Here is a 17,136-nt window from a genome sequence, read left to right as displayed (position 1 = left end):
GTTCTGGAGAACTGCCATGCTCAAATCTTCCCTGCTTCTGGCGGCGTTGCTGCTGCCGGTGTTCAGTGCTGCCAACGCCGAGGACTACAAGGCCGGTGACCTGATGGTCAGCGAACCCTGGTCCCAGGAGTTGCCGCCGAATGCACCGACTGTCGCGGCTTATTTTGTGATTCATAACAGCAGCGAAACCCCGGACCGCCTGCTCAGTGTAGAGACGCCCGTGGCGGACAAGGCCGAGTTGCATGAACACGTCATGCAAGGCGACCTGATGAAGATGCAGCAAGTACCCAGCGTCGCCGTGCCGGCCAAGGGTGATCTGACCTTCGCGCCGATGGCGTACCACGTGATGCTGTTGGGCATCAAAGACCGCAGCCTGTTGGCCGACGGCAAGCAATTCCCGCTGACCCTGACCTTCGAAAAAGCCGGCAAGGTCGAGGTGGAAGTGTCGGTACAGAAAGTGCCGCCAATGGCCGGCCACGGGCACAAGCACCCTCAGTAGACTGACAGTCGATGGGCGCCCCCCGCGCCAGGTGCTCCCCACGCGCGCGCGTAAGACGCGGCGGTTGGATCAGCCTGTTCGCCATGCTGATGATCTTTATCGGTCCGCTGATTTCCCAAGCGATGCCGATGGATCATCACGCAGGTATGTCGATGGACATGCCGATGGACCATGGCGAATCCCATCACAAAAAGGCCCCCGACGAACACCACGCCCTCTGGTCCAAGTGCGGCTATTGCGACCTGCTCTACAGCTGCCCCGCCCTGCCCGGCGGCGTTTCAACCTTCACCCTGAGCAGCCCGCCCCCCGCCAACGCCCTCACCCCCGACACGCGCCTGGGCCATGCCCGGCAGAGCATCTTCCCCGGCGCCCGCAGTCGCGCGCCGCCCATCGCTTCGTAAGCACTTCACAGCGTTACTTCACCCCGGCCGACTTTAGACAGACAGCCGCAGGCTGCTGGCCGTGTTGTTTACGATTGATTGATGGAATTTGTCATGTCCAGGTTTTCTGCTGACACCCGTTTGGGATATACCCCTGTGCTCGCTGCCTTTTGCGGCGCGCTGCTTGCCCCCCATGTTCAGGCCGATGAACACACCGAGCATGAGCTGACGCCCACCGTGATCACCGCGATCGCCCCCAGCTCACCGCTGACCGTGATCACCAACCCGAAAGACCCACGCCAACCGGTACCCGCCAGCGATGGCGGCGATTACCTCAAGACCATCCCCGGCTTCGCCCTGGTGCGCAATGGCGGCACCAATGGCGACCCGGTGCTGCGCGGCATGTTTGGCTCGCGCCTGAATATCCTCACCAACGGCAGCATGATGCTCGGCGCCTGCCCCGGCCGCATGGACGCGCCTACCTCGTACATCTCACCGGAAACCTACGACAAGCTCACCGTGATCAAAGGCCCGCAGACCGTGCTCTGGGGCCCTGGTGCGTCAGCCGGCACCATCCTGTTCGAGCGCGAGCCAGAACAGTTCGGCGAGCTGGGCACACGCCTCAACGCCAGTGTGCTGGCCGGTTCCAACGGGCGCTTCGACAAAGTCATCGACGCTGCCGCCGGTGGTCCGCTGGGCTACGTGCGGGTGATCGGCAACCAAGCCCACGCCGACGACTACAAGGACGGCAATAACGACACAGTCGCCTCGCGCTACGACAAATGGAACGGCGACGTGGCCGTCGGCTTCACCCCCGACGCCGACACCCTGCTGGAGCTCACCGCCGGCCGTGGCGATGGCGAAGCGCGTTACGCCGGGCGCGGCATGGATGGCTCACAGTTCCTGCGCGAAAGCCTGGGACTGCGTTTCGAAAAATCCAATATCGGCGACGTGCTGGACAAGGTTGAAGCCCAGGTCTACTACAACTACGCCGACCACGTGATGGACAACTACAGCCTGCGCACGCCCTCGGGCACCGGCATGATGGCCGGGCCCATGGCGTCCAACGTCGATCGCCGCACCCTCGGCGCGCGGATCAAGGCCACCTGGCGCTGGGCCGATGTGCAATTGATCAGCGGCCTGGATGCACAGACCAACGAACACCGCCAGCGCAGCAGCATGGGTATCGATACCTACAAGGACCTGCCACGGGTCAAGGACGCCAACTTCCACAACTATGGCGTGTTTGGCGAACTGACCTGGTACGCCGCCGACCGCGACCGCCTGATCACCGGCGCCCGGCTGGACCGCGCGTCGGCCAAGGACTTCAGGCAAACCAGCGGCTCCGGAATGATGAAGCGCCCCAACCCAACCGCCGACGACACGCGTGCCGACACCTTGCCCTCGGGCTTCGTGCGTTATGAGCACGACCTGGCCGACAGCCCCACCACCCTCTACGCAGGGCTTGGCCACTCGGAACGTTTCCCCGATTACTGGGAGCTGTTTTCGCCCAACACCGGTGCGACCGGTTCGGTGAATGCCTTCGACGGCGTGAAGCCGGAGAAAACCACCCAGCTCGACTTCGGCGCGCAGTACAAAGCCGACGATCTTGAAGCCTGGGCTTCGGGCTATATCGGCCGGGTGCAGGACTTCATCCTGTTCGACTACAGGCCCGGGATGATGGGCACCACGTCCCAGGCCCGCAACGTCGACGCGCGCATCATGGGCGGTGAACTGGGCGCGGCGTACAAGCTGACCCAGAACTGGAAGGCCGACGCCACCCTCGCTTACGCCTGGGGCAAGAACAGCAGCGACGGCAAGGCGCTGCCGCAAATGCCGCCGCTGGATGCTCGCCTGGGCCTCACTTACAGCGAGGATGACTGGAGCGCCGGCGCGCTGTGGCGTGTGGTCGCCGCTCAAAACCGCATCGACCAGAACAAGGGCAACGTGGTCGGCAAGGACTACGACAAAAGCAGCGGCTTTGGTGTGTTCTCGCTGAATGCGGCGTATCGCGTCAATAAACACCTCAAGGTCAGCACCGGCGTCGACAACCTGTTCGGCAAGGCCTATGCCGAGCACCTGAACCTGGCCGGCAACGCAGGGTTCGGCTACCCGGCCAGTGACCCGCAAGCCATCAAGGAGCCGGGGCGCACCCTTTGGACCAAGGTCGATATGACCTTCTAAAAACATCGGGGGCAAGCCCCCTCCCACACTTGAAATGCATTCCAACTGTGGGAGGGGGCTTGCCCCCGATGGCGGCCTACCAGACACAAAAAAACCAAAGCCTTGCGGAGCCCAATGATGACCCCTCAAAAGATTTCCTTCTACAACCTGGCCTGGCGCTGGCACTTCTACGCCGGCCTTTTCGTCGCCCCCTTCATGGTGCTGCTGGCCCTGACCGGCATCATCTACCTGTTCAAACCTCAGTTGGACCCGCTGATGTACGGCGACCTGCTCAAGGTCCAGACCGCCGAGCACGCCCTGAGCGCCGACGAGCAACTGCAGCGCGCCAAGGCCGCGTATCCCAAGGCCGCGATCAGCAAATACCTGCCGCCTGCCGACAGCACCAGCAGCGCGCAATTCGTGATGCACAACCAAGGCCGCGAAGTGACCGTCTTCGTCGACCCGTATCGCGGCAACGTCCTCGGCGAGCAGGACGCCAAATACAACCTGCAAGCCATCGCCCGCGCCCTGCATGGCGAGTTGATGATCGGCACCGTCGGCGATCGCCTGGTGGAACTCGCCGCCGGTTGGGGCGTGATGCTGGTGGTGTCGGGCCTGTACCTGTGGTGGCCGCGCGGCAAGTCCTCGGCGGGGGTGCTGTGGCCGCGCTTCAACAGTCGCGGCCGGGTATTCTGGCGCGATATGCACGCGGTCACCGGTTTCTGGGGAGCATCACTGCTGCTGGTGATGCTGCTCAGCGGCATGACCTGGACCGGCTTCTGGGGCAAGCAATACGCTGATGTGTGGAACACCTTCCCGGCGGCGATGTGGAACAACGTGCCGCAGTCCGACCAGCAGGCACGCGTGCTCAATACGGCCAGCCAGCAGACCGTGCCCTGGGCCATGGAAAACACGCCGATGCCGATGTCCGGGGACCATGCCGAACACATGAACCACGGCGCCATGCACTCGGCTCCAGCTGCGCCCACGCTGCGCCTGCAACAAGTGGTCGACCTGGCCACCGCACGCCACGTCGAGCCCGGCTACAGCATCACCTTCCCCACCACCGCTGAAGGCGTGTTCACTGTCGCGGTGTTCGCCAACGACCCGCGCAATGACGCCACCTTGCATGTGGACCAGTACACCGGCAAGGTGCTCGCCGATGTGCGCTGGGAACACTACAACGCGGTCGCACGGGCCACCGAGACCGGTGTGATGCTGCATGAAGGCAAGATGTTCGGCTGGGTCAATCAACTGATCGTGCTGCTGATCTGCCTGATGATTCTGCTCAGCGCCGTCAGCGGCGTGGTGATCTGGTGGAAGCGTCGGCCTCAAGGCGGACTTGGTGTTCCGCCGCTGCGCCATGACTTGCCAAAGTGGAAAACCGCGATGGCGATCATGCTCGCATTGGCGATCATTTTCCCTCTTGTGGGCGCCTCTTTGATCCTCGTGTGGGCGTTGGATCGCCTGGTGCTATCTCGCCTTTTGGGGCAACGTGAATCCGCCTCAGGTTCAGCATGAAACAGGCGAGATGCCCGGCACAGAGCCGTTCTGTAGCCTTGCGCGGACTTTTTCCGCGCAGCGAATAAGTGTTAACTTATAACACTTTCTGCGTTATCGTTGCTCGCCGCGCCCTGCGGCGAGCACCTCCCCAAGAAGCGATTGATCGACCGATGAACAAGTACCTTGCGTCCGGCCTGTGCCTGCTCGCCCTGCACAACAGCGCCCAGGCCCTGACCCTGCCCGCCAGCCCAATCACCGCGCCTGCGATGGATGACGAACGCGTCGACCTGAACACCCCGACCACCGCCGGCTCGCGCCTGAACCTCAGCGCCCTGCAAACCCCCGGCAGCGTCGAAAGCCAAACCGGTACGCAGATCCGCGAACGTGGCGATGTCAGCGTGCAGGACGCGATTGCCCGCGCTACCGGTATCAGCCGCACCGGCACCCCGGGGGATGGCGGCACTTCGTTATCGGCGCGTGGTTTTACCGGCCAGGGCTCGGTGATGCAGCTGTATGACGGCAACCGCATGTACATGGGCATGGGGACTTCGACATTTCCGGTGGACACTTGGTCGGTGGAGCGCGTGGACGTGCTGCGTGGCCCGGCCTCGGTGCTGTACGGCGAAGGTGCTACCGGCGCGGTGATCAATACCGTGGCCAAAAAGCCGTTTGAAGGCGAGATCGAAAACCACATCCGACTGGGCTACGGCACTTATGATCGCCAGCAACAGGCCCTGGACAGCGGCGGCTCGCTGACTGACACCCTGAGCTATCGCCTGAACCTCAACCGCCTGCACAGCAACGGGTTTATCGACCGTGGCGACTCCAGCAGCGACTTCTTCAGCGGCGCCCTGCGCTGGCAAGCGGCGGACAACCTGAGCTTCACCCTGGCCAGCGACTACGGCGACCAGCGCCCTCAAAACTACTTCGGCACCCCGCTGATCAACGGCCAATTGCACAAGGACCTGCGCGACAAGAACTACAACGTCAGCAACGACACCCAGCACTACAACGACCAGTGGACGCGCCTGACCAGCGCGTGGCAGATCAACGACAACATCAGCGCCACGAATGAACTGTACTACCTGAAAAACCAGCGTCGCTGGCAGAACGCCGAGAACTACAACTTCACCAACGGCCAGCTTACCCGCAGCGGCAACTTCGGCATCAAGCACAACCAGGAGCAGGTGGGCGACCGCCAGACCTTAACTTTCAAGCACACCCTGTTCGGTCTCGACAGCCAGACCCTGGCCGGCGTGGAATACAACCGCATCCGCTTCCGCCTGGCCAGCAACTCACCGTTCAACGATGTGTTGGCGGGCGGTCAGCCGATCGACATCCTTCACCCGGCACCCGCCGCGTTCAACAGCCAGAACGCGTTCGCGCCGCTGTTTTCTACCACCACTAAAACGGTCGCCGGCTTCGCGGAAAACCGCCTGCAACTCACCGATAAACTGTCGCTGGTCACCGGAATCCGCCGTGACTACGCCCATGTCGAGCGAGATGATTTGCGCAACGGCGGCCAAACCGACAAGACCCTCACCGGCAATAACGGGAAGGCCGGCCTGGTCTACGCGATCACGCCCGACACCTCGATCTATGGCCAGTACGCTACCAGCACCGACGGCGTCGGTGGCCTGATCTCCCTGAGCCCAGGCCAGCAGCAGTTCGACCTGTCCACCGCCAAGCAGACCGAGGTCGGTATCAAGCAAGCCTTCTGGAACCAACGGGGCGAATGGACGCTGGCGGCCTACCACATCGTCAAAAAGAAACTGCTCACCGACGTGCCGGGCGACCCGGACCTCAAGCAACAAGTCGGCCAGCAATCCTCTAGGGGCCTGGAAGCCAGCCTCGCCCTGCAACTGCCGGATGCCTGGCAACTGCAAGCCAACGCGGCCATCGTCCACGCGCAGTACGACGACTTCAAACAGGACGTCGGTGGCGTGCAGGTTTCCCGCGACGGCAACCGCCCGGTGGATGTGCCGCGCCGTACCGCCAACCTGTGGCTGAGCAAGGCCGTGACCGACGATATCCGCGCCGGGGCCGGGGTGCGCTATGTCGACGCACGTTACGCCGACATGGCCAACCAAAATGAGCTACCGAGCTACACCGTGGTCGACGCCACGGTGTCGTGGAAGGCTATGCGCAACACCACCCTGGGCCTGCAACTGAACAACCTGTTCGACCGCACCTACGCCGTCAGCCAATACAACGACGGGCAGCAGTGGATTCTGGGTGAGCCGCGCTCGTTCTTTGTCACTGCGGACTACACCTTCTAACGGTGGTGGACTTGAGAGACTCAATGACTTCGCTAACCCTCACCGACCTCACCTGGTCCCCCACAGGCCACTGCCATCACCAATTCCACCTGCGTGACGCCAACCTGCAGGTCGGTGCAGGGGAGTTTGTAGGGCTCATAGGGCCCAATGGCAGCGGCAAGACCAGCCTGTTGCGCTGTGCGTACCGTTTCAGTAAGCCGGCGCGCGGTGACGTGTTGCTCAACCACCAGAATGTGTGGAAGCAAAGCGCGAAGTGGTGTGCACAACGCGTCGCCGTGGTGCTGCAGGAATTCCCCGAGGCGTTCGGCCTGCGTGTCGATGAAGTGGTCGCCATGGGCCGCACGCCCCACAAGGGGTTGCTCGATGGCGATACGTTGCACGACCAGCAACTGATCCAGCAGGCACTGGAATCGGTCGGCATGCAAGGCTTCGAAGACCACGCCTTCGCCACCCTTTCCGGCGGAGAAAAGCAGCGTGTGATCCTCGCCCGCGCCTTGGCCCAGCAGCCGCAACTGCTGATCCTCGACGAACCGACCAACCACCTCGACCCGCGCTATCAGCTTGAGCTGTTGAAGTTGGTCAAGCGCTTGAACATCGGCATCCTGGCGAGCATTCACGACCTCAACCTGGCCGCCGCATTCTGTGATCGCCTGTACGTGATAGACCACGGGCGCATCGTTGCCAGCGGCACGCCCCATCAAGTGCTGACCGCCGAGTTGCTGCGTGACGTGTTTGACGTGGACGCGTTGATCGACACCCACCCCTTGTCCGGCTACCCCCGAATTACCTGGATAACCCAACCATGATCCTGCGCGCCCTGCTGACCCTCGCCTTGCTGTTCGGTACTGCACAAGCGCTCGCCGAAGCGACGCATTACCCGGTCACTATCAAGAGCTGCAACCGCGATGTGACCTTCCAGGAAGCGCCGAAGCACGCGGTCAGCCACGACATCAACATGACCCAAATGATGCTCGCCCTGGGCCTCAAACCGCGGATGGCCGGCTACAGCGGCGTCACCGGCTGGAAGTCGGTAACCCCGGAAATGGCCGAGATCCTCGCCGGCCTGCCGGAACTGGCCAGCAAGTACCCTTCGGTGGAAACCCTGCTCAACGCCAACGTGGACTTCTTCTTCGCCGGCTGGGACTACGGCATGCGCGTGGGCGGCGACCTCACGCCGAGCACCCTGCAACCGTTGGGCATCAACGTGTATGAGCTGACCGAGTCCTGCGCTTTCGTGATGAAGCGCCCGGCGGCCACCCTGGAAGACACTTATAACGACCTGCGCAACCTGGGCAAGATCTTCGACGTGCAGGACCGCGCCAGTACCTTGATCGCGCAGATGCAGGCGCAGGTCGACGAGGTGCAAAAACACCTGCCCGCCGACAAACCTCGCGTGTTCCTCTATGACAGCGGTGAAGACCGCGCCATGACCTCCGGGCGCCTGGGTATGCCGCAAGCGCTGATCGACGCCGCCGGTGGGCGCAATATTCTCGATGACATAGATGCCAGCTGGACCCGAGTCAATTGGGAAACCGTGGTGGAGCGCAACCCGCAGGTGATCGTGATCGTCGACTACAGCGAAGTCACCGCCGAACAGAAGCAAGCGTTCCTGATGAACAACCCGGCATTGCAAGCGGTGGACGCGATCAGGAATCAGCGCTTTATCGTGATTCCCTACGTGCAGGCCACGCCGGGCATCGATAACGTGCTCGCAGTGGAGACCCTGGCGAAGGGGTTCCACGGCGAATGATTACGCGTCGCTACGCCTTGCTACTCGCTGCCCTGGGGGCGGTGTTGCTGGTCTCTTGCGTCCTCTCACTGGGCTTTGGCCCGGCGCGGGTGCCGGTAGAGGTGGTGTGGCGAATCGTGTTGTACAAGGCCTTCGGGGTCGGCGAGGTGCATTGGCCGGCCGGGCAGGAACATATCGTCTGGCTGATCCGCGTGCCACGCATGCTGCTGGGGGCGCTGGTCGGCGCCGGGCTGGCGCTGATCGGCGCGGTGTTGCAGGCGGTCACGCGCAACCCACTGGCCGACCCGCACCTGCTGGGCGTGACCTCCGGCGCCACCCTTGGCGCGGTGATCGTGGTGCTGCACGTGGGTGAAGTCATCGGCCTGCTGACCTTGCCCCTCGCTGCCTTCATCGGCGCGCTGCTGAGTATGCTCGTGGTGCTGGCGGTGGCCAGTCGCAATGGCCGGCTGGAGAGTGATCGCCTGCTGCTCTGTGGCGTGGCGGTGTCCTTTGTGATGATGGCGGCGGCCAACCTCTTGCTGTTCATGGGCGACCATCGTGCGGCGTCGGCGGTGATGTTCTGGATGCTCGGCGGCCTGGGCCTGGCGCGCTGGGAACTGCTGGCGGTTCCCACCGCCACCGTGCTGTTGGGCTTGGGGTTGCTGCTGGGCATGGCGCGGCCCTTGAACGCGTTGATGGCCGGCGAGCAAACGGCTGTCACCTTGGGGCTCAATGCGCGCAACGTGCGGCTGAAGGTGTTCCTGGTCGCCTCCTTGATGACGGGCGTGCTGGTGTCCATCAGCGGCTCCATCGGTTTTGTCGGGCTGATGGTGCCGCACATTGCCCGTCGCCTGGTGGGTGCCGAACATCGCCGCCTGCTGCCGGTGTGCGTGTTGCTCGGCAGCCTGTTCCTGGTGTGGGTGGATGTCGCAGCGCGCACGCTGATCGCCCCCGAGGACTTGCCGATTGGCGTGGCCACGGCGGCGATTGGCGGGCTGTTTTTTATCGGGCTGATGCGCAGGCGCTGACACGTCTTCAGCTGACAGAAGGCCCCCCCTCACCCTGCTGGTCAGAGTTCGTCTTTGTCTCGACCGTACTGAACAACCTGCGGATCAGGTGCGGCTTGCACGTCCTTGACTTGCCACTCGGCCCCAAGTGTCCCCCGGCGCGTCCAAAAACTGTCGGTTTCCAGAACGGAAAGCTTGCCGGCCTCTCGCAAACCACTGACCAACACAGTGGGAAGAGGTGACGAGTCGACGCTCAGCAAAAGCGTCTCGCCTGCCGTAAAACCCGGCACGTACTTGAGCAGCGCGCCGCCTCGGCACGACAGGTACAGGCTCTCGGCAACCGGACGGTTATTCTTCACGATCGTTATGTAGGAACGCAGATCATCCTTGGAGGCAAAATTCCCCAGCAACTGCAAGTCAAGCGACATCGGGTTACCGACCCTGGGAGCCACTTTGTAAAATGCGTGGACCGCGTTGAGGGTGTAGAGGAACAGCGGATGTACCGACGTGACATCAAGCCCGATACCGCGAAACAAGAACACTGACGAAACCGTACTCTCCCAAAAGGTGCGTTGGTCCAGCACAGGATCAAGCCCCACAAACCCTGGAATACTAGGCGGCACCAATACCGCCCCAAGGTATTCCTGCCCCATGAACCCACCCAGCTGTTTTTCGGTCCAGCGCGCGGCGTCGTCGGCATGACTGAACAACGGCCCACAGAATGAAAGAAGGTGTGGGTTGTCAGCGAAATCCCAGGGAGTGAGCTTGGGCCGCCACTGCGCCGTAACGGCTTCCTCCCTGGCCCATACGGTGCTCCTGACACGCACGTAAAGTTCGCCCCTGGCCGCGAGCCCCCGCACGTAGTAAGCGACGGTCAAGGACCCATCGAGCAACTTCGGTTCGATGGTTTTCATCTCGGAGTTCAAGGCATGCAGCGATTGCGCTCCGTTTTTTCTGAATAAGTACCTGAGCAGCGCACCGTCAGCACACAGCAGGTAAAGGGGCAGCACACCGTTTTTGGCCATATTGCTGACAAAATTGACGCCCATCGCCAGAGACGCGGGCGAGAAGAAACAGGTCGCCATTTCATCGCTCGCTGGAGCAATCGCCACCGTGGAGGCGCACAAGTACAAGCCATTCAAGGCATAACCCTGAGGCAACTGCCCCTCGACAAACACCTGCTTGAAATCGGAATAATCGGCGCGCATCAACGGCACGGTGGTCATGTAAGCATTACGTTTTACCGACTTGAGCACATACCCGAACTGCACCTGCGCCTGGGGCGATGACAAACGCTGCGCATACCGTACCGCGTCATAGGCCTGGGTAAAGATCGGGCTGCAGGGCGCATCGGCAAAAACCTGCTTGATCTCCAGGGCCGGCGCGCGCGTCACGTACGGTACGAACGGCACACTCAGTGGCCGTGCGAAGCCCCACAGCGCATCGCCCTTGACCACCTGCAAATCGCCGGCCTTGGCCACCTGCGTCACGAAGTCGACTGGCAGCAGGGTGCCGGCGCGCAGTTGTCGTTCAATTTCATTGTCAGCGGCATCCCCCCTGGCCAGGTTCAACGGCGCCAACTGCTGCTTGAGTTCCTCCTCTTCAGCGGAACCGCTCAATTGGTAACGCAGGATCAAACCCTCTGGACCAAACAGGTATTCGCGCTTGACGTGAACTTCCCGGCGCAACAGGTTCGACAGCACGTGGGTGGGCAACATGCTCTGGTAGACCGCTTTTTGAGTGACCGACAACAATATCTGCGTCTCTTGCCTGACCACCGACCGGTAACGGGCGACGATGGTACTTCCTGGCGGATACAGCCCTTGCGCAATCGCCGCATCAGGGTAAATCCAATTCAGTGCAAAACCCTGGGGAGGCACCACCAGCGGATCAGTCGCCGCGAAACCACCACCGGGCAGCCGTAGCAGCACACCGCCATAGGTACGATGACGGCCCTCACCGACAATGGCCGCCGCATACCGAGCAGCATCGTCCGGGTTGGCAAAGGCGGGGCCCACATGTCGCCGGCTCAGGTTTTCGTAACCGGACCACGTGCGCGGCACCAGCCCTAGTTTGTCCCAGCATTGGCTGGTGCGTACCACGCTGAGTTCACCCGCGTTGGCCCAGTCCCTGACAAACTCTTGCGGCGTTTTTTTACCTGAGGCCAGCGCGACCTCGATCTCTTCGAACGCGTGGTCTACCAGGCCGCCGCTTCCCACGTTGAATGGCAGCGGCAAGTACCTCAACAAGGCTCCCTCTTCAGTTGAAAAGTAGATCGGCAGGTTGTTCCCGTTGTTGTATTTCGCCCCCCTGTGCTTGCTGTCCACAAGCGCACCATACAAAACCATGGGCATCACAAAGTAACGGGTTAACCAGGTGCTTGAAGCGGGTAACCCCACCGGTTGCCACTGCTGCGAACGAAACAATCCGCAGAGTACAAACCCATCCGGAAACCGGTAGCTATTGTCTTCTGTCGCTGCAAACACGCTGTTGAGGTTGAACAGCTTGACGCGCTCATTGACGCCCACCACCTCGCTGGCGAGGTAATGGGCCTTATCCTTGTGCTTGAGAATAAAACCAAAGTAGGCCTGTTCCGCAAGATTGCGGCCATGGACCCTGGCGTGAAGGTCGCGGGCAGCTTCATCGGCGCTGCTGAACACTGCCCCGTAGGTGGCATAGTCGGGCGGGCCGAATCTTGGTGCATAAGCAAAATTGGGGGTCCAGTCGGCGTACACCGGCGAGCGCGGCCCCCACAAAGGGTTGCCCTGAACAATCCGCAAGTCTCCCGCCTCGGCCACGATGACAACCCACTGCGCGGGCTTCATCAGCCCGCTGTCGAGCCGCATCTGGGCCAGGCTGCCGCCAGCCTGTGGCGCCGTGCCGTTCAGCAGCAATGCCTCCTGACTGGACGCGCTGGGCGTGTACGCCAGTAAACAGTCTTCACTCCCCGACAAATACGCCGGACGCTGCTGTTGGATCACGGCGCGGATCTCTTCGACAGTAAAAGCCTGCAGGTTGATCTCGGCCTCTTCACGCGTCCAGCGTCGCTGTGCGACCCATCTCGGCTCGACCATGGACAAGGCCGGGTGAGAACCGTAACGACCATGGATCATGTAGGGTTCGGGGGGGATCAACGGGTTTAGATCATCCGCTGGAAAAAACAGCGCCGCCGCAAAGGGGTTGGTTCCGGCCTCCATCGGCTCAGTGACGATAAAGCGGCCATCCTCACCCTTGAGGATGTAACCGCCATAAGCGCGGTCGCGCCGCTCGCCGATTTTCTCGTGGGCATACACCGCCGCGTCGGTGGCCGAGAGAAACGCCGGGCTCAGCACCGCTCGATGAACCGGCGCAAGCAGCGGGGATCGACTGTCCACACGACCGGAACGACGCCAGACCTGACCGGAAACCACCACCGACAGGTCCCCTGCCGCCAAGACCCGCCTGACATAGTGACGGGGTGTCAGGGTGCCGGCCCTCATCGCAGCCTGGGCACCGTTGTCATCCAGAACGCCGGGGACGGTTTCGTTGACCAGCTCGGTGACCGTCTGCGCGTCGGGCAATTTAAACCGCAACACCGCATCGTCCTCAGCCAGCAGGTAGAGCGCCAGGCCACGGGTCTTGTCTTGCAGCTCAAGCGTCGCCCGCGCTTGAGTAATGGCGTCGGTTATTTGTGCCGGAGAGAAGAACAAAGGCTGCAACCAGCTTTCATGGGCAGGAGCGTCGGCTGTAGCGGATGTTGAGCGGCAGTAGATCGCCTCCAGCCGAAAGTTGGAGGGCAGCCTCAGCTTGCCCGGTGCTCGTTCAGGAAATAGCCCTGCTGGAGCAAATCGTAACGGGCCCGGTGGCTCGGGATAGGTCGCAACATAACTGTCGCTTTGGATGTGTTTGAGCACAAAGCCGAATGCTTGCTCGGAGGTTGGCAGAGCAAGCGCGGCCAGTATCGCCAACTCAACGCGTTCAAATACCGGTGTAAAAAACGGCTGCTCCTCTGTCACTTGCGTCACGGCCGCGTTGACTTTCCAACCTTGTTTTACCCGCCCGCGTACACCGCCCCAGCGAGCGTTGGATAGCACCACCCGCAGGTCGCCAGCCTCGGCAGCCATCCAGATCAATGACTCCCGATGCTCGGACGCCGGGAATGGTGCCTCGCCAAGAATGCGCTTTCTCAGCAGGACCTCAGTCGCCGAGCCACTGCTCACGTACTTGAGTAACGAGCCCTCGGGGCCGCACAGGTAATGAGCGGGCACCGAACCTCGATGTTCGATGATAAAACTCAGGTCTGCGGGCGAAAAAAAACTGATCATCATCCAGGCATGATCATCGCTGATCCCCGGATTGCTCAGTTTTACCTGTTCGACGTGCGCCGGATGGGAATGGTAGAGCGCCTCGCAGGTGTAACCGCCGGGCGCGATGAAGTTGTCGTCGGCATCGGTAGCCAGCATGATCCGATGATCGAAGGTGAGTTGCTCGCCAGCTATCGGCGTCGTAGCAAAGTAGCGACTGTCTTTTTTAGAATCGCGCCGCCGTACTCTTTGTCAGCCTCCAGAAGATTGATCCACTCGTGCGCCCATCGAGCCGCATCGTCGGCCGTGATAAAAGGGGGGCTCAGCGTCGGTTGCGGGATCTTGCTGAAGGGACGCCATTGCGGTCCCACTTCCCCGACCTGATCCCAGAGGCGGCTGGTGTCGATGACTGACAGTTGCCCCGCCGCCGCGACCTGCAACACAAAGTCATGGGGGGTCAGCGTGCCAGCCATCAGCGCGGCCTGTTGACCGTTGTCGGTTACCGGACCGCCCGGCGCCTGGGCAAACAGCTGGGATTCGAGCGCCGAGCCAGAAAAGCGGTAGCGCAGCAGCGCTTGATCGCGCATACGAATGTACAGCGTTGTTCCCGCCCTGGGTTGTGGGCTGTAGCGGCGAAACTGCGCAATGTGAGTCGCCAGCTCAAGCGGGCTGATGAAGTTCTGATACAGCCACGATTCCACGGTGGGATATTGCGAGGGCGAGGGCTGAGCATGGAAATAGACACCCTCCACATGAAAGCCAGGAGGCAGCCGCGAAAGCAGCCCCCCACTCGGCCAGCCGCTGAGTTCGGCGAGTTGCGGTTCACAGGTGACGTATCGCCCCTGAACAGCACCTTGCAGAATCAACACGTGCAGCCTGTTCTCAGGCTGGCGCTTGATACGAGTGGCTGCGTGGTTGAGTACTTGGTCCCTGGAGGGAAACACTGGCCCGCAGTTGAGTTGCATGGGGGGCGCCTTGAACGGCTTGTAAGGTTCCCAATCACCAGGAACATCGCCCACCGATCCACCCCATGCAGCGTTGGATAACACAAAGCGTATCGAACCCACCGAAGCCAACGCTTTGTAAGCGCCCTCCTCTGTGCCTTCAGCGTCGTACACAGAGGTCCATCCGCCCTCTCCGCGAAGCCAGCCCACGCGCTGGTCTTCGGCGTTGGAGAAACGGGTTTGGTACCTGAGCAATTCTCCGTTGGGACCCGACAAATAAGCGAGCGGCAGCTGAACCCCGACGCGATAATTGACGATGATGTCGTCCGTAGAAAAAAAACCCATGAAGGCCTTTACCTGCTGTGGCGACCACGTTGGGTTCGCCCGTTGGGTTCCGGCAAAATCATCGGGGTGCGAATGCAGCGCCCCGACGAGTTTATAGCCCTGAGGCTCTACAAACTGGAAAGTGCTGCCTCTTTCACGCTCAAGTATCAGGTTGAGATCGAAATTCTTTGCCTGCCCCAGAGCCGGCTCAGTCGCCACGTACAACTGATCCGAAAGGCGCTGCATGATCACACTGCCGTACTCGATATCCCGCGTAGTACCGATGCGCTCATGTACATAACGCGCGGCATCATCGGCGCTGATAAACGCCGGCGTCAGTGGGGGGAGCTTGGTGTGACCTGGAGGGATGGCGGCACGCTTGTCGCGGTTTGAATGTTCATCCATGAGTGCACCTGCTAATCAGAATTTGATGAATCAGTCAGTGCCAGTGAAGGCCGAACACTGAAGATTCATCATCTTCAAAGGGGGACGCTCCTCAGGGGTGCTACATATTGTTGAAGCACCGCTAAAAAACAGGCACCACAACAGCACACCGCCGTGCCCCGCCCCGCAATCAAGCATCACATTGGTGCAAGGCGCCGTTTCCGACGCCTATCCATCCCCGTCCCTCCAAGGCTTTGAGACTTCGGCACACCCCTTGCAATCAGCTCTGCAACGTCCCTCACCTGCCACCCATAAAAAAATACCGGTCACGGAGATCGCACCATGAAGCGTCGCAGCTTGATCAAGGCTTTCACACTCACCGCATCGATTGCCGCCATGGGCATGACCTGGACCGCGCAGGCCGCCGAGACTATCAAGGTCGGCATCTTGCACTCGTTGTCCGGCACCATGGCGATCTCCGAAACCTCGCTCAAAGACATGGCATTGATGACCATCGACGAGATCAACGCCAAGGGCGGGGTGAACGGCAAGATGCTCGAAGCAGTGGTGGTCGACCCCGCGTCAAACTGGCCGCTGTTCGCAGAGAAAGGCCGACAATTGCTGACCCAAGACAAGGTCGCCGTGGTGTTCGGCTGCTGGACCTCGGTGTCGCGTAAATCGGTATTGCCAGTATTCGAAGAACTCAACGGCCTGCTGTTCTACCCGGTGCAATATGAAGGCGAAGAGATGTCGCCAAACGTGTTCTATACCGGTGCAGCGCCGAACCAGCAGGCCATCCCCGCCGTGGAATACCTGATGAGTGAAGAAGGCGGCAGCGCCAAGCGCTTCTTCCTGCTTGGCACCGACTATGTGTACCCGCGCACCACCAACAAGATCCTGCGCGCGTTCCTGCACGCCAAAGGCGTGGCGGATAAAGATATCGAAGAGGTCTACACCCCGTTCGGGCATGCCGACTACCAGACCATCGTCGCCAACATCAAGAAGTTCTCGGCTGGCGGCAAGACCGCGGTGATCTCCACCGTGAACGGCGACTCCAACGTGCCGTTCTACAAAGAACTGGCCAACCAGGGTTTGAAGGCCACCGACGTTCCGGTGGTGGCGTTCTCGGTGGGTGAAGAAGAGCTGCGCGGCATCGACACCAAGCCGCTGGTGGGCAACCTCGCGGCCTGGAACTACTTCCAGTCGGTGGAGAATCCGGTGAACACAAAATTCGTCGCAGACTGGAAGGCCTACGCCAAGAAACACAACCTGCCGGGCGCGGACAAGGCCGTGACCAACGACCCGATGGAAGCCACCTATGTAGGCATCCATATGTGGGCGCAGGCGGCGGAAAAAGCCAAGTCAACCGACGTCGACAAAGTGCGTGAAGCGCTGGCCGGCCAGACTTTCGCCGCACCGTCCGGTTTCACCCTGACCATGGACAAGACCAACCACCACCTGCACAAGCCGGTGATGATCGGCGAGATCCAGGCCGACGGGCAGTTCTCTGTCGTGTGGCAGACCCAGGAGCCGATCCGGGCGCAGCCTTGGAGCCCGCACATCCCTGGCAATGACAAGAAGCCGGATTACGCCGTGAAGAGCAACTGAGCCCCACCGAACCCAGATGTCGGGCGCGGTCAA

The 17,136-nt window shown here is 61.5% G+C and carries 11 protein-coding genes; 9 read left to right on the top strand and 2 right to left on the bottom strand.

Annotated features, from left to right (window positions below):
• Positions 1 to 16: 16 nt before the first annotated feature.
• The 8 genes from AB4N92_RS15090 (at position 17) to AB4N92_RS15055 (ending at position 9,581) form a co-directional block, all read left to right on the top strand.
• Positions 17 to 499, top strand: coding sequence for a copper chaperone PCu(A)C (locus AB4N92_RS15090; protein ID WP_010213513.1), 483 nt, complete (start codon positions 17 to 19; stop codon positions 497 to 499).
• 11 nt (positions 500 to 510) lie between these two features.
• Entirely contained in the window at positions 511 to 900 is a 390-nt protein-coding gene (locus AB4N92_RS15085) for a DUF2946 domain-containing protein (RefSeq protein WP_021493219.1), read from the top strand.
• 93 nt (positions 901 to 993) lie between these two features.
• Positions 994 to 3,063 (top strand): TonB-dependent copper receptor, encoded by a 2,070-nt coding sequence (locus tag AB4N92_RS15080; RefSeq protein ID WP_047544020.1) that lies wholly within the window; start codon positions 994 to 996, stop codon positions 3,061 to 3,063.
• Positions 3,064 to 3,180: 117 nt separating this feature from the next.
• On the top strand, positions 3,181 to 4,563 hold the full coding sequence (locus AB4N92_RS15075; protein WP_042570881.1) for a PepSY-associated TM helix domain-containing protein: 1,383 nt from the start codon (positions 3,181 to 3,183) through the stop codon (positions 4,561 to 4,563).
• Between the two features lie 152 nt (positions 4,564 to 4,715).
• Positions 4,716 to 6,824: a TonB-dependent receptor gene (locus AB4N92_RS15070; RefSeq protein ID WP_236267362.1), complete on the top strand. Its 2,109-nt coding sequence runs from the start codon at positions 4,716 to 4,718 to the stop codon at positions 6,822 to 6,824.
• Positions 6,825 to 6,847: 23 nt separating this feature from the next.
• Positions 6,848 to 7,630: an ABC transporter ATP-binding protein gene (locus AB4N92_RS15065; RefSeq protein ID WP_154974303.1), complete on the top strand. Its 783-nt coding sequence runs from the start codon at positions 6,848 to 6,850 to the stop codon at positions 7,628 to 7,630.
• A complete protein-coding gene (locus AB4N92_RS15060; protein ID WP_236267364.1) occupies positions 7,627 to 8,574 on the top strand; it encodes an ABC transporter substrate-binding protein in 948 nt (315 codons plus the stop codon). Before AB4N92_RS15065 ends, AB4N92_RS15060 begins: the two co-directional genes overlap by 4 nt.
• Positions 8,571 to 9,581, top strand: a complete 1,011-nt coding sequence (locus AB4N92_RS15055; RefSeq protein ID WP_236267365.1) for a FecCD family ABC transporter permease — start codon at positions 8,571 to 8,573, stop codon at positions 9,579 to 9,581. Before AB4N92_RS15060 ends, AB4N92_RS15055 begins: the two co-directional genes overlap by 4 nt.
• A 41-nt stretch (positions 9,582 to 9,622) precedes the next feature.
• Here AB4N92_RS15055 and AB4N92_RS15050 read toward each other — a convergent pair whose 3' ends face one another.
• Both AB4N92_RS15050 and AB4N92_RS15045 read right to left on the bottom strand, forming a co-directional pair.
• The gene (locus AB4N92_RS15050; protein ID WP_460127444.1) at positions 9,623 to 14,002 is read right to left on the bottom strand and encodes a DUF4329 domain-containing protein; all 4,380 of its coding nucleotides are present in this window, start codon (positions 14,000 to 14,002) and stop codon (positions 9,623 to 9,625) included.
• 32 nt (positions 14,003 to 14,034) lie between these two features.
• Entirely contained in the window at positions 14,035 to 15,516 is a 1,482-nt protein-coding gene (locus AB4N92_RS15045) for a DUF4329 domain-containing protein (protein WP_460127441.1), read from the bottom strand.
• Between the two features lie 321 nt (positions 15,517 to 15,837).
• Here AB4N92_RS15045 and urtA point away from each other — a divergent pair, with 321 nt between their 5' ends.
• On the top strand, positions 15,838 to 17,103 hold the full coding sequence (gene urtA / locus AB4N92_RS15040) for an urea ABC transporter substrate-binding protein (protein ID WP_236267367.1): 1,266 nt from the start codon (positions 15,838 to 15,840) through the stop codon (positions 17,101 to 17,103).
• Positions 17,104 to 17,136 lie beyond the last annotated feature (33 nt).

The organism is Pseudomonas sp. S3_A09 (genome assembly GCF_054668065.1).
This window is presented reverse-complemented; position numbering and strand designations above follow the sequence as displayed.